This window comes from Qipengyuania sp., from assembly GCF_964227205.1.
Classification (GTDB): Bacteria; Pseudomonadota; Alphaproteobacteria; order Sphingomonadales; family Sphingomonadaceae; genus Qipengyuania.
On record NZ_CAXQVB010000003.1, the window covers coordinates 728,491 to 746,826 of the forward strand.

Consider the following 18,336-nt stretch of genomic DNA (forward strand, 5'->3'; position numbering starts at 1 on the left):
GGCGCGCCCCTGTTCTCGCCTATTTCAGCGGGAGAATCTGGCCGATGATGTAGTCGGCCGCCTCCTGCGGGGTCATCTCGACGGTGTTGACGCGAATTTCCGGGTTTTCGGGTGCTTCATAGGGGCTGTCGATCCCGGTGAAGTTCTTCAGCTTGCCCTCGCGGGCTTTCTTGTAGAGCCCCTTGACGTCGCGCGCCTCGGCCACCTCGAGCGGGGTGTCGACATGTATCTCGATGAACTCGCCCGCATCGATCATCTCGCGCACCAGCTGGCGGTCGGCGCGGAAGGGGCTGATGAAGGCAGTCAGCACGATCAGTCCTGCGTCGGTCATCAGCTTGCAGACCTCGCCGATCCGGCGGATATTCTCGATCCGGTCGCTCTCGGTGAAGCCGAGGTCCTTGTTGAGCCCGTGGCGGACATTGTCGCCGTCGAGCAGGAAGGTGTGGCGGTTCATGATCGCCAGCTTCTTCTCTACCTCGTTGGCGATCGTCGACTTGCCCGAGCCCGAAAGGCCGGTGAACCACAACACGCGCGGCGTCTGGTTCTTCATCGCCGCGTGATGATCACGGGTGATGTCGGTCGGCTGCCAGTGGACGTTCTGACTGCGGCGGAGGCTGAAATGCAGCATGCCCGCACCGACGGTGTGGTTGGTGATCTTGTCGATCAGGATGAAGCCGCCCAGCGCGCGGTTTTCGGTATAGGGATCGAACACTACACGCTTGTCGGTGGTGATCTCGCACACGCCGATCTGGTTGAGGTGGAGCGTCTGCGAGGCGAGATGTTCCATCGTGTTGACGTCGATCTCGAACTTCGGATGGGCGATCGTCACGCTGACCGTCTGAGTGCCCAGCTTGAGCCAGTAGGCGCGCCCGACGACCAGCGGCTCGTCGTCCATCCACACGATCGTGCTCTCGAACTGGTCGGCGACTTCTGGCGGCGCGTCGGCGGTGGCCAGAACATCGCCGCGCGAGCAATCGATCTCGTCCTCGAGCGTAATGGTGACCGACTGCCCGGCGACTGCCTCGTCGAGGAGGCCGTCCGCAGCGGTTCCGCTTGCCGAACCGGCACTTGGCATCACGACGACCGACTTGACCCTGCTGGTCTTGCCCGAAGGCAGCGAGCGCAGCTCGTCGCCCGGCTTGACGCTGCCGGTGGCGATCAGGCCCGAGAAGCCGCGGAAGTCGAGATTGGGACGGTTGACCCATTGCACCGGCATGCGGAAGGCCTTCGCCTGGTTGGCGATATTGTTCACCTCGAGCTGCTCGAGATGGTCGATCAGCACCGGCCCGTCGAACCAGGGGGTGTTGTCCGAACGGGTGGTGATGTTGTCGCCGGCGAGGCCCGACATCGGGATCGCGGTGAAGCTTTCGATGCCGATGCTTTCGGCAAAATGCGCGTAGTCGGCGACGATCGCATCGAACTTTGCCTGGTCGTAATCGATCAGGTCCATCTTGTTGACCGCGAGCACCAGGTTCCTGATGCCGAGCTGGTGGCACAGGAAGCTGTGACGCTTGGTCTGCACCAGCACGCCCTTGCGCGCATCGATCAGGATCACCGCGCAATCGGCGGTGGAGGCGCCGGTCACCATATTGCGTGTGTACTGCTCGTGCCCCGGGCAGTCGGCGACGATGAACTTGCGCTTCTCGGTCGCGAAAAAGCGGTAGGCGACATCGATCGTGATGCCCTGTTCGCGTTCGGCGGCAAGACCGTCGACGAGGAGGGCGAAGTCGATCTCCTGCCCCTGTGTGCCGACCTTCTTGCTGTCGTTCTCGAGCGCGGCGAGCTGATCCTCGAAGATCATCTTCGAATCGTAGAGCAGGCGGCCGATCAGGGTCGACTTGCCATCGTCCACGCTGCCGCAAGTGATGAAGCGCAGCATCGACTTGTTCTGGTGCTGGTCGAGATAGGCCTCGATGTCCTCGGCGATGAGCGCGTCGGTCTTGTAGATAGGGTCGGTCATTTTTCTCATCCCGTCATCCCAGCGAAAGCTGGGATCGTTGTCGGTGAAGTCGGTCGGTTGGAGGGCGGCCCCGGATCAGGTCCGGGGTTGACGCTTCGGAACGCTGCGCATTCCGTGTCGCGTCAAAAATAACCCTCCTGCTTCTTCTTCTCCATCGACGCGTCGCCCGCGTCCTTGTCGATCACGCGGCCCTGCCGCTCGCTGGTGGTGGTGAGCAGCATTTCCTGCACCACTTCCTGCAAGGTCGCCGCCTCGCTCTCGACCGCGCCGGTCAGCGGGAAGCAGCCCAGCGTGCGGAAGCGGATCGAACGTTCGGTGATTTCGGGGCGATAGCCCATGACTTTCTCGAGCCGCTCGATATCGTCGGCCATGAACAGCCCGCCCTCATATTCGTAGGTCGGGCGCTTGGCACTGAAATAGAGCGGCACGATCTCGATGTTCTCGGCCATGATGTATTGCCAGATGTCGAGCTCGGTCCAGTTGGAGAGCGGGAAGACGCGGATGCTCTCGCCCTTTTTCTTGCGGGCGTTGTAGAGGTTCCACAGCTCGGGGCGCTGGTTCTTCGGGTCCCAGCCGTGCGTGGCGGTGCGGAAAGAGAAGATGCGCTCCTTCGCGCGGCTCTTCTCCTCGTCGCGCCGGGCACCACCGAAGGCGGCATCGAAGCCGTATTTGTCGAGGGCCTGCTTGAGGCCCTCGGTCTTCCACATGTCGGTGTGGAGCGGGCCATGATCGAACGGGTTGATCCCGCGTTCGGCCGCCTCGGGGTTCTGGTAGACCAGCAGCTCCATCCCGGCGTCCTTCGCCGCCTTCTCGCGCAGCGCGTACATGTCTTTGAATTTCCAGGTCGTGTCGACATGCATCAGCGGGAAGGGCGGGGGCGAAGGGTAGAACGCCTTCTTGGCAAGGTGCAGCATCACGGCGCTGTCCTTGCCGATCGAATAGAGCATTACCGGCTTGTCCGCCTCGGCGGCGACTTCGCGCATGATGTGGATGCTCTCGGCCTCGAGGCGCTGGAGATGGGTGAGGGTCTTGGCGTCGGTCATCGATGGGCTCCGCAAGTCATTGCCGAGACATAGGTCCGCACGGCGGGGATGGACCTCCCAAATGGGAGGTGATAGAAAAGCTTGCATGCGCATTCCCAATCTCGGCGAGGCCGAGCTGCTCGTGCCGCTCCATTCGGGCATGTTCGAGCAGCCGATGTGGCGGACCTTCCTGCGCCAGCTGCTGCGCGTGTGCGAGGCGCAGGGTGTCGCGCTCGTGATCGACAGCGCGGACCAGGGTGGCCGGATTTCGCTCGGCGAGGGCGTACAGGTGGCCCTGCCTGAAGCCCGGATGCGCGAGGGGCGCGTCTATGCCGGCGAGGAGCTCGGCGGGACCACGGATGGTTTGCGTGCCGCGCGGCTCGGCGGGGACGGGCTGCACCTCACCGTGGCGGTGCTGGCGCCGGATGCCGCGGGGGCGGAGATCGCCAGCCTGCTCTCGGCGTTGGTGCCGCATCTGCGGGTGGCATTGCAGGTGCTCGCGGCGATCGAACGCGAGCGCGGCCGCGCATCGGTCAGCGCCGAGGCCGCAAGACGGATGAACTTTGGCTGGATCGCGGTGGACGAACGCTGCCGGATCGTCGATCTCGATGCGCAGGCCGAGCGCTTCCTGGAGCGATCGGGCGCGCTAAGACGCGGTCCCTACGATCGCCTCGTCCCCTCCGCCCCGGCGATCGACCGGCAGTTGACCGGTATCGTCAAGGCCATGGCCGGCGACCGCCGACACCGCCCGCGCGCGATCAATCTCAGCCATGATCCGTGGATCGACATCCTCGTTGCGCCGATGCGGATCGAGGCACTCGCCGGCGACGGCAAGGCGGTGGCGGTGATCTATCTGCGCGGCGACCGCTCCTCCTCCGCCGACCGGCACGAGCAGCTCGTCGACCTGTTCGACCTGACCCCGGCCGAGGCGCGGCTCGCATGGTCGCTGGCGCAGGGGCTCTCGATCGCCGAGGCGGCGGTGGAGCATGGCCTTACGGTCGAGACCGCGCGCTATTACTCGAAGAAGATCTACGCGAAGACCGGCGCGCGCGGGCAGGTCGATCTGGTGCGCAATATCCTCACCGGCGTGCTGGCGCTGGCCTGACCCTTACCAGTCGTTGCGAGGAGCCGCGGCCGACGCAGCCATCCATGGCGCCAAGCGGGCGGCTGGCGCTGAAGGTGGATTGCCGCGCGGCTACGCCGCTCGCAATGACTTCATTCTAGTCGGTGCGGGCGGTCAGGTCGGACCAGAAATTGACTGCGCCGCGCGCGACGACGTCGCTGCCCAGTTTGGCGCTCCAATAGGAGTCATTCCCGTATTCGGAGCGCCATTGCCACAGGCGGCGAGTGAGGTGCTGGAGGGCGTATTCCCGCGTGAAACCGATGGCGCCGTGGACCTGATGGGCGACGGTGGTGCCCACTTCGACCGCTCGGTTGGCGCGCAGTTTTGCGGCGGCGATCTCGAACCCTGCCTCGCCCCGATCCAGCGCCTGCGCCGCGCCCATGGCCGCGCAATTGGCGGCCGCCGCCTCGCAGGCGAAGGTCGCGAGGCTTTGCTGCACCGCCTGGAACTTGCCGAGCGGGCGGCCGAACTGCTGGCGCTCGTTCACATAGGCGACCGACAGCGCAAGCGCCGCGTCGAGCGCCCCGGCGATCTGGCAGGTGCGCGCAAACGTCATCGCCAGGTCGCGGTCCACCCTCGCGCCTCGCTCCACCACAATCGCGGGCAGGTCGATTCCCAGCGCGTGGTAGCCCGCGAGCCGGAACACGGTGAGCGCATCGATCCAGTCGCCGCCGAAGCCGCCCTCGGCCTCGGGCACCAGTAGCAACGGCAAGCCGAATTCCTCCAGCCGCGCAAGGTCGCGCTCCTCGGTCGCGCCCGGACCCAGTTCGGCAAACAGCGGATCGGCCATTTCGGCCAGCATGCGGCGGGTATCGCTCATCTCAGCCCCAACCCCCTCGCGATGATCCCCTTGATGATCTCGCGCGTCCCGCCGCGCAGCGAAAAGCTCGGGCTGACCTGCAGCAGGTAGAAACAGACCGCGCGCAGCACCTCGGTATCGGCCTCGTCGAAATCGACCGCCGATTGAACCAATTGTGGGATCGCCTGCTCATAGGAATTGCCCAGATCCTTGACGATAGTGGCCTCGAGGGCGGGGTCCTCGCCGCGCGCCAGCTTGGCCGCGACCGAGGCGCTCATCAGGCGCAGGGTCCATGCTTCCGCCGCCAGACGCCCGACCAGCTGCGTGAGCGCCGGATCGTCCTTCGCCCCGGCATAACGCACCAGTTCGAGGAAGAGCACCATGGAGGAGAGGTACCGTTCGGGCCCCGAGCGTTCGAGCGAGAGTTCGGCGGTCGCCTGCTTCCAGCCTTCTCCCTCTACGCCGAGCAGCGCGGACGCGGGCAGGCGGACGTCCTCGAAGAACACCTCGTTGAATTCATGCGCGCCGGTGAGGTCGATGATCGGCTTTACGCTTACGCCGGGCGCATCCATCGGGATGACGAATTGCGACAGCCCCGACTGCCGCTCGCTTCCCGCTTCGCTGCGGACCAGCGCGATCATGAAGTGGCTGACATGCGCGCCGGTGGTCCAGACCTTCTGGCCCTCGATGATCCATTCCTCGCCCTCGCGCCACGCCGATGTGCGCACCGAGGCGAGGTCCGATCCCGATCCCGGTTCGCTGAGGCCGATACAGGCGAAAGCCTCGCCCCGCGCGATCGCGGGCACCCAGCGGCGCTTCAGCTCCTCATTGCCGAGCCGCAGGAGCAGCGGCGCGCTCTGCCGGTCGGCAATCCAGTGCGCACCGACCGGAGCACCCGCCGCCAGCAGCTCTTCGATCACCACGTAGCGTTCGAGCTGGCTGCGCTCGTGCCCGCCATATTCCTTCGGCCAGGTCATGCCGAGCAGGCCTGCTTCCCCGAGCTTGCGGCTGAAATCGGGATCGGCCTTGGTCCAGCTGTTGGCGCGGCGGACGGGATCGCTCTCGCCATGCTCGGCCACCAGCGCGCGCACCTGCTCGCGTAAGTCGGGCGCGCTGTCGGGCCAGTCGACCGCTTCGGTGACGAAAGTCTGCACGCACTCTCCTCTCGCCGCCTCTCTCACCAATTTACCGCCGTACCGCAAGGCCCGTTGCATCGAGCAACGAATCTCGACACTGTGTGCGGGAGAGACGAATCCCCCCGGAGGAGAGAAACGATGACCGACTACAAGAACCTGATCGACGGCGAGATGGTCGACAATGGCGAGTGGCTCGAGGTGCTGAACCCGGCCAACGAGCAGGTCGTCGGCCGCGTGCCTGCCTGCGGCAAGGACGAGCTCGACCGCGCCGTCGCCGCCGCGCGGCGTGCGTTCAAGGACTGGAAGAAGACCTCGGCCGAAGAGCGCCAGAAGGTCGTCCAGGACATCGCCGCCGCAATCAAGGGCAATGCCGACGAACTGTTCCGCCTGCTCACGACCGAGCAGGGCAAACCGCATGCCCAGGCGCAGCAGGAAATCTACGGCGCAGCTGGCCTCGCCGCGGCGCAATCGACGCTGACGCTCGACGACGTGATCAATCAGGACGACGACACGCGCCTGTCGCGCACCCGCCGCGTGCCGGTGGGCGTGGTCGGCGGTATCGTGCCGTGGAACTTCCCCGTGATGATGGCGATCCAGAAGATCGTCCCCGCGCTGGTCGCAGGCTGCACCATCGTGCTCAAACCCTCGCCCTTCACCCCGCTGACCACGCTGCGCATCGCCGAGCTGATCAAGGACGTGGTACCCGCGGGCACGGTCAACATCATCACCGGCGAGGACCTCCTCGGCCCGATGATCACCGAACATCCGGACATCGACAAGATCACCTTCACCGGCTCGACCGCGACGGGCAAGAAGATCATGGAGGGCGCCAGCGGCGACTTGAAGCGCATTACGCTCGAACTGGGCGGAAACGATGCCTCGATCGTGCTGCCCGATGCCGATGTCGAGAAGGTCGCCGAACAGCTGTTCTGGTCGAGCTTTTCCAACGCCGGGCAGGTCTGCATCGCGGCCAAGCGGGTTTACATCCACAAGGACATCTACGACGACCTGTCGAAGGCGATCGCCGACTATGCCAAGACCGTTGTGGTGGGCGACGGCTCGCAGCAGGGTACCGGCGTCGGCCCGATCCAGAACAAGAAGCAGTACGAGCGTGTGCTGGAACTGATCCAGGATGCGAAGGACAATGGCTACAAGTTCCTGACCGGCGGCGACAAGGATCCCTCGGGCACGGGCTATTACGTGCCGATCACGATCCTCGACAATCCGCCCGAGGATGCGCGCATCGTGGCGGAAGAGCAGTTCGGCCCGGTCATGCCGCTGCTGAAGTTCGACAGCATCGATGAGGTTATCGAGCGGGCAAACAACTCGGAATACGGCCTTGCCGGAGCGGTCTGGACAAAGGACACCGACAAGGGTGTCGAGATTGCCGAACAGCTCGAAACCGGCACGGTGTGGATCAACGAATTCATGCAGCTGTCGCCCTTCACGCCCTTCGGCGGGCACAAGCAGTCGGGCTTCGGCGCCGAATACGGCTTGGATGGCCTGAAGGAATTCACCTATCCGCAGGTGATCACGGTCAAGCGCGACGCGGCCGTCTGATAGCTACTCCCGATCCGGGCGGGGCGGGCCGAAGCCTCCTCCGCCCGGGGTCAGGATCACGAAAGCATCGTCTGCCTGCATTTCGGCAGAGCCAGTCGCGCCGATGTCCTCGCGCGTGCCATCGGCACGCTCGACCCAGTTGCGGCCCGGTGCCGCATCGCCTCCACCGCAGATGCCGCGCGGCGCAACCCGGCGCCGGTTGGCGAGCATGTTGGCGCGCATCTCTTCGAGGAAGGTGATCCGCCGCTCTACCCCGTCGCCGCCTGCGTATGTGCCGTCGCCGCCCGAACCCTGCCTGATGCGGAAATAGTCGAGCCGGACCGGTAGCCGCGTCTCGAGGATTTCGGGATCGGTCAGCCGCGAATTGGTCATGTGAGTCTGCACCGCGCTGGTCCCGGGATGGTCGATCCCCGCACCCGAACCGCCGCAGATCGTCTCGTAATACTGATGCGCTGCGTTGCCGAAGGTGAAGTTGTTCATAGTCCCCTGCGCAGGCGCGAGGCGGCCGGTCGCAGCGAACAGCGCATCGGTCACCACCTGGCTGGTCTCGACATTGCCCGCGACCACGGCCGCGCCGGGGTTGGGGTTGAGCATCGAGCCCTCGGGCACCACCAGCTCGACCGGGCGCAGGCAGCCGTCGTTCATCGGGATTGCATCGTCGATCAGCGTGCGCACCACATAGAGCGCAGCAGCGCGGGTGATCGATTTGGGCGCGTTGAAATTTCCGGGCAGCTGGTCGCTGGTTCCGGTGAAGTCGAACACAGCCGAGCGTGATGACCGGTCGATGCGGATGGCGACCTTGACGACCGCGCCATTGTCCATCGGATAGGCGAAGCTGCCGTCGTCGAGCTTGCCCAGCAGGCGGCGCACGCTTTCCTCAGCATTGGCGAGGACATGGTCCATATAGGCCGAGACTACCTCGGCCCCCTGATCGCGCGCGGCGGCGTGGAGCAGTTCCTGCCCGCGCGTGCAGGCGGCGAGCTGCGCGCGCAGGTCGGAGATATTGCGCGAGGGATTGCGGGCAGGGTGGGTGGCCGAGGCGAGCAGCTCACGCATTTCCGCCTCGCGGAAACGGCCCTCGTCCACCAGCAGGACATTGTCGAGGAGGACGCCCTCCTCCTCGATCGTGCGGCTTTCGGGCGGCATCGAGCCGGGCGCGATTCCGCCGATGTCCGAATGATGCCCGCGCGCGGCGACGAAAGCGTCGGGCTCGGCGTCGTCGTCACCGAAGAACACCGGCACGATGACCGTGATGTCGGGCAGATGCGTGCCGCCGCGGAATGGATCGTTAAGGACATAGGCGTCGCCCCGGCGGAAACCGCGCCCGTCGCGCTTTGCACCGCGGGCTTCGATCACTCGCGCGATGCTGTCGCCCATGCTGCCGAGGTGCACCGGGATATGCGGCGCATTGGCGATCAGCGCGCCTTCGCTATCGAATAGCGCGCAGGAGAAATCGAGCCGCTCCTTGATATTGACCGAAGTCGCGGTCGACTGGAGGACGACGCCCATCTCCTCCGCAATCGCCATGAAGAGGTTATTGAAAATTTCGAGCCGCACCGGATCGACCGCGGTGCCCGCCGCGCGCTCGCGGGTGAGGGGCTCAGCGCGGGTCAAGACGAGGCTGCCTTCTTCCGCGAGGCGCGCCTGCCAGCCTTCCTCGACCACGGTGGTGGAGGAGGGGTCGATGATCAGCAGGGGCCCGGCGCGGGTATCTCCTGCGGTCATCGCCGCGCGTTCGAGCGTGGGCCAGCTCCCCGATGCCGCGCCGCTGGCGGCTACGGGTTCGGCCTCGATCACGCCCAGCCCGCCCGAAGTGCCGCTGGCCTCGACGCTCAGCGCCTCGACGACGATCGGCGCCTTCGCGTCGGAATAGCCGTAACGCTGGCGATGCTGCGCGCGGAACTGGCGGTCCATGTCGGCCATGTTGCCGCAGGGAATGGCGAGCAGGCTGTCGCTCCCCTCGAAGCGCAGTCGCGCACGGGCCTCGAGGCTGATGGCGCTTTCGGCAATGCCCTGTTCGAGCAAGGCTTCGCGCGCTTCAGCTTCGAGGGCGGATAGTTCCTCGGCGAGCCCGTCCTGAAGCCCTCGCACCACGCTTACCTCGCGGATCGCCTTCACCGGCGCGAGCCCGATCCCGTAGGCCGAGAGAATGCCTGCGAGCGGGTGGACGAGCACGGTCTCCATCCCCAGCGCATCGGCGACGCGGCAGGCGTGCTGGCCGCCCGCCCCGCCGAAGCAGGCCAGCGCGTAGGCGGTCACATCGTGCCCGCGTGCGACGCTGATCTTGCGGATGGCATTGGCCATGGAATCGACCGCGATGGCGAGGAATCCCTCGGCGATTTCCTCAGGCGAATTCGGCTCTTCCAGCGCGCGGGCGATCTCGTCCAGCCGCGCCCGCGAAGCGTCAGGGTCGAGCGGCTGGGCGCCGCCGGGGCCGAACACGTTCGGGAAGAAGGCCGGGTCGATCCGGCCGAGGACGAGGTTGCAGTCGGTCACCGTCAGCGGCCCGCCCTTGCGGTAGCAGGCAGGCCCCGGATCGGCGCCCGCGCTTTCCGGCCCGACGCGAAAGCGCCCGCCTTCGTACTGGCAGATCGACCCGCCACCCGCCGCCACCGTGTGGATCTGCATCATCGGCGCAGCAACGCGCACGCCTGCCACCACGCTGTCGCCGGTGAGCTCGTACTCACCCGCATAATGCGCGACGTCGGTGCTGGTCCCGCCCATGTCGAAACCGATGAGTTTGGTGTGGCCCAGCGGCTCGCTCGCCGCGACCATGCCGACTACGCCGCCCGCGGGGCCCGACAGGATCGCGTCCTTGCCGCGGAAAGCGCCGACCTCGGCCAGCCCGCCGTTCGACTGCATGAAGCGCAGCGTGTCGACCTCGGGAAGACCCGCCTGCAGCCCATCGGTGTAGCGCCGCAGCACGGGCGAGAGATAGGCATCCACCACGGTCGTATCGCCGCGCGGGACGAGCCGGATGAGCGGCGCGACCTCGTGGCTGACGCTCACCTGCGCGAAACCGATCTCGCGGGCAATCTCTGCGAGCCGCGCCTCATGCTCGCGATACTTCCACCCGTGCATCAGCACGATGGCGAGTGCGTCGAAGCCCTCGTCGCGGAGAGTGGAGAATGCGGCGCGCGCCGAAGCTTCGTCGAGCCGGAGCAAGACTTCACCATCGGCCGAGACCCGCTCCTCGATCTCGATAATCCGCGAGGGGAGCTGCTCGGGCAGGACGATGTGGCGCGCGAAGATTTCCGGCCGCGCCTGATTTCCGATCCGCAGGGCATCGCCGAAACCACGCGTGATTGCGAGCGCGATTCGTTCGCCCTTGCGCTCGAGCAGGGCGTTTGTGGCGACTGTCGTACCGATCCGCATCTCGGCCACCGGTCCTTCGCCGTGGCGAGCCAACAGGCGCCGCACCGCCTCGCTGGCGGCGTCGGAATAATGCTCGGGATTTTCTGACAATAGCTTGTCGGTGACCAGCTGCCCGGCGGGGGTGACAGCAACCACATCGGTAAATGTGCCGCCGCGATCGACGGCGAAGCGCCATGCGCCCGGGGTTCTTGCTCCGCTCATGGGTGGCGCTTCGCACGTGCGGCAGCGAAGAGCAAATAGCGCTCAGCCGCGCGGGCCATGCGGGAAGGGCGAGGACCGGCTTCGGTAGAATTCCCCATCCGATCTTAACCATTCTTCGGTTGCGCTCCGTCCCCGGGTCATTCGGCGGATTGCCAAGACAATTCGGGGGGGGGGCACGCATGCGGGCAGAGAACCGCGCAGGAATAAACCAGTTTGCGCAGAATGGTGACCATGCCGAACATTGGCGAGGGTATGTGGCGCCCGGATTCGAGCCCGTCGCCCATGCCTTTGCCGCCGCTATCGCGGCCCGGACCGCGCTGGGCGCAGCGTGCACGATCATCCATCGCGACGAAATCGTGGTCGACCTTCAGGGCGGCTGGCAGGACAAGGCCCGCACCCGCGAGTGGCAGGGCGACGATATTGTGCTGGCTTATTCGCTGACCAAGGGTCTTACCGGCATGGCCGCAGCCGTGGCGGTTTCGCGCGGGTTGTTCGCCTATGACCAGCCGGTCGCTGAAATCTGGCCCGAATTCGCCGCGCGTGGAAAGGGCGCGGTGACCGTGGGCGAAGCTCTTTCCGAACAGGCGGGGCTCGCCGCCATCGATTTCGAATTGACGTTGGAGAACCTAGCCGACGAGGATGCGATCTGCACCGCTATCGCCGAGCAGCCGAGGGCAGGTCCGGTAGGCGATCCGCGAGCGATCAGGCGAGTGATCGGGCGGAGAGCTGCGCCTTTTCGAAAATCAGTGCGAATTCGACCGCATTGCGGACGTCGAGCTTCTTGAAAATATTGGCGCGATGGACTTCGACCGTTCGCGGGCTGATGTTCAGGTCGCGCGCGATTTCCTTGTTGCTGCTACCACCCACGATCAGCGCGGCGATTTCGCTTTCGCGCGACGTCAGCCGAGCCAGCAGCGATTTGCTCTGTTCGATCTCGCTCAAGTGCCGTCGCAACTCGCCGGACTGGGCGATATGCTCGCGTATCGTCTCAGCAAACTGCTTGATCGAGACAGGCTTCTCGACAAAGTCGGCTGCCCCGCCCTTCATCGCCTTGACGGCGAGGCTTACGTCGCCGTGCGAGGTCAATATGATGACCGGGATTGCCAGCGTTTCGCTCGGCAGCTTTTCGAGGACGGTCAGACCGTCCATCTCGGGCATCCGCAAATCCAGTACTATGCAATCGGGTTGCTCGAACTCGAGGCTTTCCAGAAAATCCACGCCGCTGCGGAAGGGGCGGCACAGGAAGCCGTGCTGTTCCAGCCCGCGAACCAGGGTCTGCCTTACGCCAGATTCGTCATCGACGATTGCAACCCGGAATTCCGTCTGATCGAGAGTGGAAGGCTGCGCGGGATCCGTAGTCAATGACCTCTCCACCCTGGCTCTGTCAGACGCAACGACGAAAGGAAACTGTATCCGGACGGTAGGATCAGTTCGCCGCCCTGCTTCAACAGAAAGGGTTTCGTTAGAGGAAATTGACCCATGTTGGCTCCCGCAAGTGGGACCAATACCGCTATCACCAAACCTTTCGATTGGCAAACTTGCCCGGGTACTGAAAAGAGATCAAGTCTTGTCGTCTCGAAAACTACGGTGTGGCTCTTCTATAAATTCTGCAAGGTCATGGCGGCTTTCATTGTGGCGGGTTTTCACTTCGCTACAAAAGAAACTGCCGCGATAAATGTGCTTTGCGCCGGGAAGTGGATTCAATTCAGGTCGATCACTATGCTCGGCCAGGATTTCTGAACCCGATCACTCGCGGGTGTGCGGGTCACAAGGCCATCCAGCTCTTCCACAGCATGTACAGCGCGACGACGAAAATCAGTCCGGCAAAAACTGTTTTCAGCTGTCCGCCGCCAGACAGGCGCTTGGCCAATTGCGTGCCGAAGAACCCGCCGGCCACGCCGCCAAGGATGAAGACCGCCGCGAGCACCCAGTCGACAAGGCCCGAGACGGCATAGTTTGCAGCGGTCGTGAGGCCGAATGCGGTCACCGCGACGAGGCTGGTCCCGACCGCATTGATCATCAGCATGTCGGTCGAGGCGATCAGGCCGGGGACGATCAGGAAGCCGCCGCCGATGCCGAAGAACCCGCTGAAGGCCCCCGTCCCGAGCCCATAGCCCAACACCTTCGGGGCATTGGTGCGGTTGCACGCCGCGCCGGGAGTACCGGCTGCCTTGCGTGACCGGAGCATCAGCGCGCCCACAACCAGCATCAGTATGGCGAAAAGGAAAAGCAGTTTCTGGCCGTCGAAATTCTTGCCCAGCGTCGAGCCGCCGAAGGCACCGATCACCCCTGCACCGGCATACATCAGGCCGCAGCGCCAACGGACATTGTGATCCCGTGCGTGCTGGATCAAGCCGGTCGCGGCATTGGCAGCGACGGCAAAGGCGCTGGTCCCGATTGCCACGTGGGGATTTGGCACGCCTACGAGATAGACCATCAGCGGAACTGCGAGGATCGAGCCCCCGCCGCCCACGAGGCCGAGCGAGAAGCCGACGAGTCCGCCGGAGAGCGCGCCGAGAAGGAGGTGAAGTGTGTCGATCATTCGGGGACCTCAGGCGTTGGCCTTGATTTCGGGTTTGACGAGCCACTCGTGACCCTTGAGCATGCCGTTCCAATAGACCCACGGCAGCACTTCGGATTTGAGGAGCCAACTCAGCTTGCGGGGACGCGTGCCGTCGATCAGCCATTTGGGAAAGCTGGGCAGCAGCTTCCCGTCATAACCGAATTCGGCCAGCACGATCTTGCCGCGTTCGACGGTCAGCGGACAGGAGCCGTAGCCATCGTAATTGGCCACGGGTGCAGCGCCGTCGAGCGCGGCGAGCGCATTGACCGCCACGATCGGCGCCTGCTTGCGCGCCGCCGCCGCGGTTTTGGCATTGGGTGTCGATCCTGCATCGCCGATCGCGAAGACGTTGGGGTAGCGGACGTGGCGGAGCGTGAACTTGTCCACATCGACGAAACCGCTTTCAGGGTTGGCCAGCGGGCTATCGGCGACGAATTGCGGGGCGACCTGCGGGGGCACGACATGGAGCAAGTCGAAGTCGACGGTTTCCTCACCGCTCGCGGTGCTGAATGTGGCGGTTCGCCCGGGGCCGTCGACTGCGACCAGATTCTGTTCGAGTTTGAGGGCAATGCCGTATCGCTCGACATATTCCTCGAGCGCGGGGACATATTCCTTGACCCCGAACAGAGCGTTTCCTGCCGTGCGGAACTCGACATCGATCGCATCGAGCACGCCCCGCTCGCGCCAGGCGTCGCACGAAAGATACATCGCCTTCTGCGGTGCACCGGCGCATTTGATCGGCATGGGCGGTTGGCTGAAGATGGCCCGTCCGGACCGGAGATTCCGCACCAGTTGCCACGTGTAGGGCGCCAGATCGTAGCGATAGTTGGAGGTTACGCCGTTGCTGCCCAGCGTTTGCTCGAGCCCAGCGATCTTTTCCCACGCCAGCCTGATACCCGAGGCAACGATCAACAGCCCATAGGCCACCGTCGTGCCATCGCTCAGCGTGACCTGGTTTTCGTCTGGCTGAAAGCTGGCGGCGGCCTGACGAATCCAGTGGGCTCGTCGAGGCATCACGCTGGCCATCGGCCGACGCGTGACCGATGCGTCGAAAATGCCTCCGCCGACCATCGTCCAACCGGGCTGATAGGAATGCGTTTCGGCGGGCTCGATGATCGCAAGGTCGAGCGCAGGGCGCCGTTTCAGCATCGAGGCGGCGGTGGCGATCCCGCCCGTACCTCCGCCGACGATGACGACCTCGTGAACAAGCTTCTGGGCCACGGCAATTCCTTCCGGTGTGAACGCGGCGTTAGTCGCCGAGCCGGGGGCGGAGCGCGGACAGGTCGTACCCGGCCTCGCGGGCCCTTTCGATCAGTGCATCGCTGCACAGCCGGTCGCAGTTCGCCAGTGCATCGAGCGTGATCGCTCGGGTGCCAGTGCGACAATAGGCGAGCACCTTGCCATCGGCATCGCTGCGGACGCGGCCGAAGGCATCGATTGCGGAATCGGGAAACTCGCCGCCCGAGACGGGAATATGGTGGAACGCCATGCCTGAGCTTTCGGCCGCCGCCTGCATATCCGCGACTCCCGGCTGATCGCTTTCCTCCCCATCGGGCCGGTTGCAGATCAGCGTGCGGAAGCCGGCCTTCGCCAGCGCGGGGAGATCCTCGGGCCGGGGTTGCGGACCGACTGCGAAATCGTCGGTCACAGGAGTGATCTTCATCGGCCTTCTCCTTCGAACAGGCGTATGATCGTCATCCCCGCAAGCAATGCCAGGACGAACACTGCCGCCGACCACGGCGCGATGACCAGCGCGGCGATGCCCGGGCCGGGGCATAGGCCGGCGATGCCCCAGCCGATGCCGAACAGCGCCGCTCCGCCGATAAGGCGGCTATCGAGGTCGTCGCGCGTCGGGAAATGGAACTTCTCTTCGAACAGCGGCGCGGCCATGCGAGGCACGATCCGCCAAACGATGGCCATGACGATGACGGCGCCGCCCATGACAAAGGCCAAGGTCGGATCCCAATCGCCGAAGAGATCGAGAAACCCGCGCACCCGTGCAGGGTTGGTCATGCCGCCGAGCGCGAGACCCGCGCCGAAGAGCGTGCCGGCGACGAGGCTTGGCAAAGCGATCCTCATTTCAGTACCTCCAGACCCATGGCATTCATGATCGCGACAGTGGCGATGCCCGCAGCCATGAAGGTGATCGTTGCGACGAGCGACCGGGGAGACAGGCGGCTGACGCCGCAGACGCCGTGGCCGCTCGTGCAGCCGCTACCGAGCCGCGTGCCGATGCCGACAAGCAAGCCGGCCACGCCGAGCGTAAGCGGATCGGCGAAATGCGCCTCGATCCCGCCCGACAGGAGAACCACGAGCAGTGCACCCAGCGGAAGCCCGAGCACAAACATCCATGCGCCATTGCGCGCGATGCCGCTACCGCCGATGCCGACCGCCCTGGCAGCCAAGCCCGAGACGCCCGCGATCCGCCCGAGACCGAGCAGCATGACGGCGGCAGCCAGTCCGATGAGCGCGCCGCCCGCCAGGCCGGCGAGCGGTGCGGCGTCGGGGAAACCGGGGAGCATCATACGGCGTTCACCGGTATCTTGATGTAGCTGACCCCGTTGTCCTCGGGAGCGGGCAGGCGCCCGCCACGAATGTTGACCTGGACCGAGGGCATGATGAGGTTGGGCATCGCCAGCGTCTTGTCGCGTGCGGTACGCATTTCGACGAACTCGTCTTCGGTCACCCCGTCCTTGACATGGACATTGCCTTCGCGCTGCTGTCGGACCGTCGTCTCCCAGGCGTAATCTTCACGCCCGGGTGCCTTGTAGTCGTGGCACAGGAACAGGCGCGTGTCGTCGGGGAGCGACAGCAGCCGACGGATCGAGCGGAACAGCTGGCGCGCATCGCCGCCCGGGAAGTCGGCCCTTGCGGTCCCGAAATCGGGCATGAAGATGGTGTCGCCGACGAATGCTGCATCGCCGATGATGAAGGCCATGTCCGCGGGAGTGTGGCCGGGCACGTGGAGGGCGATGCCTTCGATCGCGCCGAGATTGAACGTCTCGCCATCATCGAACAGCTTGTCGAACTGCGATCCGTCGCGTTCGAAATCGGTACCGGCGTTGAACAGCTTTCCGAAGACTTCCTGCACTCGCACGATTTCGCGACCGATGGCCAGCTTGCCGCCGAGCTTTTCCTGCAGATAGGGCGCCGCCGAAATGTGGTCGGCGTGGGCGTGCGTTTCGATCAACCAAGTCACTTTCAAATTGTTCGAAGTGACATACTCGATAATCAGGTCGGCCGAGCCATAGGAGGTCCTTCCCGATGCCGCCTCGAAATCGAGAACCGAGTCGATAATGGCCGCCTCACTGGTCTCGGGGTCATGGACCACATAGGAAACGGTATTGGTCGCCTCGTCGAAAAACCCGGCAATCGAAGGGCGCAGGGCCTTGTCTTCGTGTGCGCGGGAAATCTGTTCGGCAGCCAGTTGAAGCGATTCATCATTCGCCATGGCGCAAACTCCATTAAATTACATAAAGTGTGTATATGTATTGCAATCCGGATGTCAAGTGGTATGTAGAATGCATGACGAACCACGAGTTTCCGGCTGGAAGTGAGCGCGCCGCACCTTGCGCGGGCCTGCGCATAGGCGATTTGGCGCCCGATTTTTCGGCGCGCAGCACGACCGGCGATGTCCGGCTCTCTGACTATCGGGGGCGCTGGCTCGTACTCGTATCCCACCCGGCTGATTTCACTCCGGTGTGCACGACCGAATTCGTGGCGCTCGCGCGCGCGGCGGAAGAGTTCGAGCGCCGCGACTGTGCGCTCATGGCGCTGTCGGTCGACAGCCTGTTTTCCCACTTCGCCTGGCTGAGGATGATCCGCGACCGCTTCGGGATCGAAGTCCGCTTCCCGATCATCGAGGATCCGACACTCGTGATCGCCCGCGCCTATGGCATGGTCGCCCCGCAGGATAGCGACAGCGCGACTGTGCGGGCGACCTTCTTCATCGATCCTGAGGGCGTGATCCGCGCGATGAGCTGCTATCCGGCGAATGTGGGGCGCTCGACCCAGGAAATGATCCGCACGCTTGATGCGCTCCAGGCCGTTGACGAAGGGACGGGCCTCGCTCCGGCCAATTGGGAACCCGGCGAGAGCCTTTTGCGCCACCCCCGGGCCACATTGGAGGATGTCTTCGCGGCGGACGGGCAGGCTGACTGGTTCCTGCAGCATGCAGAGCAGGAGTCGTCCCGGTGACCGAGGAAGATCTGGTCGATGGCCTCAAGGCGGTCGCACATCCGCTTCGACTGCGCATCCTCCGGACACTGGCCGGTTCCGAACGCAATGTCGGTGAAATCGACGAGGCCGCGCGGATTGGGCAGCCCGCCCTGTCGCAGCAGCTCGCCGTGTTGCGCAATGCGGGCCTCGTAACCACGCGCAAGCAGGCCAAGCTGGTGTTCTACCGGATCGATGCCGCGAAGCTCGCGGCGATGTCCTCCGTGCTGGGCGAAATCGCCGGCGTAGCGGCGGAGCCGGCGCGCCCGCCTCGTCGTACATCCCCCGGTGTCGCCAGCTTCGCGCGACTGGGCTGATCCACGCGCCGAAGCCCCGGCGTTTGCTTGTCGTGCGCGATGAACGCCTGCCCCCTATTCTTCGC

The 18,336-nt window shown here is 64.9% G+C and carries 17 protein-coding genes; 5 read left to right on the forward strand and 12 right to left on the reverse strand.

The annotated features are described in order from the left end of the window. Nucleotides 1-19 precede the first annotated feature (19 nt). Both cysN and cysD read right to left on the reverse strand, forming a co-directional pair. Nucleotides 20-1,960, reverse strand: coding sequence for a sulfate adenylyltransferase subunit CysN (cysN, locus tag ACEQZ0_RS11125; RefSeq protein ID WP_370190843.1), 1,941 nt, complete (start codon nt 1,958-1,960; stop codon nt 20-22). A 122-nt stretch (nt 1,961-2,082) separates the two neighbouring features. Continuing rightward, the gene (gene cysD / locus ACEQZ0_RS11130) at nt 2,083-3,003 is read right to left on the reverse strand and encodes a sulfate adenylyltransferase subunit CysD (protein ID WP_370190845.1); all 921 of its coding nucleotides are present in this window, start codon (nt 3,001-3,003) and stop codon (nt 2,083-2,085) included. Nucleotides 3,004-3,088: 85 nt separating this feature from the next. Here cysD and ACEQZ0_RS11135 point away from each other — a divergent pair, with 85 nt between their 5' ends. After that, the gene (locus ACEQZ0_RS11135; RefSeq protein ID WP_370190847.1) at nt 3,089-4,087 is read left to right on the forward strand and encodes a helix-turn-helix transcriptional regulator; all 999 of its coding nucleotides are present in this window, start codon (nt 3,089-3,091) and stop codon (nt 4,085-4,087) included. A gap of 115 nt (nt 4,088-4,202) precedes the next feature. Here ACEQZ0_RS11135 and ACEQZ0_RS11140 read toward each other — a convergent pair whose 3' ends face one another. Together ACEQZ0_RS11140 and ACEQZ0_RS11145 are read right to left on the reverse strand one after the other, a co-directional pair. Further along, on the reverse strand, nt 4,203-4,925 hold the full coding sequence (locus ACEQZ0_RS11140) for an acyl-CoA dehydrogenase family protein (protein WP_370190848.1): 723 nt from the start codon (nt 4,923-4,925) through the stop codon (nt 4,203-4,205). Further along, on the reverse strand, nt 4,922-6,058 hold the full coding sequence (locus tag ACEQZ0_RS11145) for an acyl-CoA dehydrogenase family protein (RefSeq protein WP_370190849.1): 1,137 nt from the start codon (nt 6,056-6,058) through the stop codon (nt 4,922-4,924). The genes ACEQZ0_RS11140 and ACEQZ0_RS11145 overlap by 4 nt, the downstream gene beginning before the upstream one ends. Before the next feature lie 120 nt (nt 6,059-6,178). Between ACEQZ0_RS11145 and ACEQZ0_RS11150 the strand changes: the two genes are divergently transcribed. Continuing rightward, on the forward strand, nt 6,179-7,600 hold the full coding sequence (locus tag ACEQZ0_RS11150) for an aldehyde dehydrogenase family protein (RefSeq protein WP_370190850.1): 1,422 nt from the start codon (nt 6,179-6,181) through the stop codon (nt 7,598-7,600). A 3-nt stretch (nt 7,601-7,603) separates the two neighbouring features. Here the strand turns inward: ACEQZ0_RS11150 and ACEQZ0_RS11155 are convergent, their stop codons facing one another. Next, the gene (locus tag ACEQZ0_RS11155) at nt 7,604-11,176 is read right to left on the reverse strand and encodes a hydantoinase B/oxoprolinase family protein (RefSeq protein WP_370190851.1); all 3,573 of its coding nucleotides are present in this window, start codon (nt 11,174-11,176) and stop codon (nt 7,604-7,606) included. A 179-nt stretch (nt 11,177-11,355) separates the two neighbouring features. Here ACEQZ0_RS11155 and ACEQZ0_RS11160 point away from each other — a divergent pair, with 179 nt between their 5' ends. Further along, on the forward strand, nt 11,356-11,961 hold the full coding sequence (locus ACEQZ0_RS11160; RefSeq protein WP_370190852.1) for a serine hydrolase domain-containing protein: 606 nt from the start codon (nt 11,356-11,358) through the stop codon (nt 11,959-11,961). On the opposite strand, the gene ACEQZ0_RS11165 is transcribed toward ACEQZ0_RS11160, so the two are convergent. The 7 genes from ACEQZ0_RS11165 to ACEQZ0_RS11195 form a co-directional block, all read right to left on the reverse strand. Further along, entirely contained in the window at nt 11,879-12,712 is an 834-nt protein-coding gene (locus tag ACEQZ0_RS11165) for a response regulator transcription factor (protein WP_370190853.1), read from the reverse strand. The genes ACEQZ0_RS11160 and ACEQZ0_RS11165 overlap by 83 nt on opposite strands. A gap of 229 nt (nt 12,713-12,941) precedes the next feature. Then, entirely contained in the window at nt 12,942-13,718 is a 777-nt protein-coding gene (locus ACEQZ0_RS11170; protein ID WP_370190854.1) for a sulfite exporter TauE/SafE family protein, read from the reverse strand. Nucleotides 13,719-13,727: 9 nt separating this feature from the next. Further along, nucleotides 13,728-14,960, reverse strand: coding sequence for an FAD/NAD(P)-binding oxidoreductase (locus tag ACEQZ0_RS11175; RefSeq protein WP_370190855.1), 1,233 nt, complete (start codon nt 14,958-14,960; stop codon nt 13,728-13,730). Between the two features lie 28 nt (nt 14,961-14,988). Then, nucleotides 14,989-15,402, reverse strand: coding sequence for a TIGR01244 family sulfur transferase (locus ACEQZ0_RS11180; RefSeq protein ID WP_370190856.1), 414 nt, complete (start codon nt 15,400-15,402; stop codon nt 14,989-14,991). Next, nucleotides 15,399-15,818 (reverse strand): DUF6691 family protein, encoded by a 420-nt coding sequence (locus ACEQZ0_RS11185; RefSeq protein WP_370190857.1) that lies wholly within the window; start codon nt 15,816-15,818, stop codon nt 15,399-15,401. Before ACEQZ0_RS11185 ends, ACEQZ0_RS11180 begins: the two co-directional genes overlap by 4 nt. Continuing rightward, nucleotides 15,815-16,264, reverse strand: a complete 450-nt coding sequence (locus ACEQZ0_RS11190) for a YeeE/YedE family protein (protein ID WP_370190858.1) — start codon at nt 16,262-16,264, stop codon at nt 15,815-15,817. Before ACEQZ0_RS11190 ends, ACEQZ0_RS11185 begins: the two co-directional genes overlap by 4 nt. Beyond that, on the reverse strand, nt 16,261-17,190 hold the full coding sequence (locus ACEQZ0_RS11195) for an MBL fold metallo-hydrolase (protein WP_370190859.1): 930 nt from the start codon (nt 17,188-17,190) through the stop codon (nt 16,261-16,263). Before ACEQZ0_RS11195 ends, ACEQZ0_RS11190 begins: the two co-directional genes overlap by 4 nt. Before the next feature lie 74 nt (nt 17,191-17,264). Between ACEQZ0_RS11195 and ACEQZ0_RS11200 the strand changes: the two genes are divergently transcribed. Continuing rightward, nucleotides 17,265-17,936 carry a peroxiredoxin gene (locus tag ACEQZ0_RS11200; protein ID WP_370190860.1) on the forward strand — a complete coding sequence of 224 codons (672 nt, stop codon included), beginning with the start codon at nt 17,265-17,267 and terminating at the stop codon, nt 17,934-17,936. Beyond that, nucleotides 17,933-18,271, forward strand: a complete 339-nt coding sequence (locus tag ACEQZ0_RS11205) for an ArsR/SmtB family transcription factor (RefSeq protein ID WP_370190862.1) — start codon at nt 17,933-17,935, stop codon at nt 18,269-18,271. The genes ACEQZ0_RS11200 and ACEQZ0_RS11205 overlap by 4 nt, the downstream gene beginning before the upstream one ends. Nucleotides 18,272-18,336: the final 65 nt, after the last annotated feature.

Bases quoted from the DNA above. Each gene is read 5' to 3' on its own strand.
- ACEQZ0_RS11185 (WP_370190857.1), bottom strand. From the start codon at position 15,818: ATGAGGATCGCTTTGCCAAGCCTCGTCGCCGGCACGCTCTTCGGCGCG.
- ACEQZ0_RS11195 (WP_370190859.1), bottom strand. From the start codon at position 17,190: ATGGCGAATGATGAATCGCTTCAACTGGCTGCCGAACAGATTTCCCGC.
- ACEQZ0_RS11180 (WP_370190856.1), bottom strand. From the start codon at position 15,402: ATGAAGATCACTCCTGTGACCGACGATTTCGCAGTCGGTCCGCAACCC.
- ACEQZ0_RS11170 (WP_370190854.1), bottom strand. From the start codon at position 13,718: ATGATCGACACACTTCACCTCCTTCTCGGCGCGCTCTCCGGCGGACTC.
- ACEQZ0_RS11140 (WP_370190848.1), bottom strand. From the start codon at position 4,925: ATGAGCGATACCCGCCGCATGCTGGCCGAAATGGCCGATCCGCTGTTT.
- ACEQZ0_RS11190 (WP_370190858.1), bottom strand. From the start codon at position 16,264: ATGATGCTCCCCGGTTTCCCCGACGCCGCACCGCTCGCCGGCCTGGCG.
- ACEQZ0_RS11155 (WP_370190851.1), bottom strand. From the start codon at position 11,176: ATGAGCGGAGCAAGAACCCCGGGCGCATGGCGCTTCGCCGTCGATCGC.
- ACEQZ0_RS11200 (WP_370190860.1), top strand. From the start codon at position 17,265: ATGACGAACCACGAGTTTCCGGCTGGAAGTGAGCGCGCCGCACCTTGC.
- ACEQZ0_RS11135 (WP_370190847.1), top strand. From the start codon at position 3,089: ATGCGCATTCCCAATCTCGGCGAGGCCGAGCTGCTCGTGCCGCTCCAT.
- cysN (WP_370190843.1), bottom strand. From the start codon at position 1,960: ATGACCGACCCTATCTACAAGACCGACGCGCTCATCGCCGAGGACATC.
- ACEQZ0_RS11160 (WP_370190852.1), top strand. From the start codon at position 11,356: ATGCGGGCAGAGAACCGCGCAGGAATAAACCAGTTTGCGCAGAATGGT.
- ACEQZ0_RS11150 (WP_370190850.1), top strand. From the start codon at position 6,179: ATGACCGACTACAAGAACCTGATCGACGGCGAGATGGTCGACAATGGC.
- cysD (WP_370190845.1), bottom strand. From the start codon at position 3,003: ATGACCGACGCCAAGACCCTCACCCATCTCCAGCGCCTCGAGGCCGAG.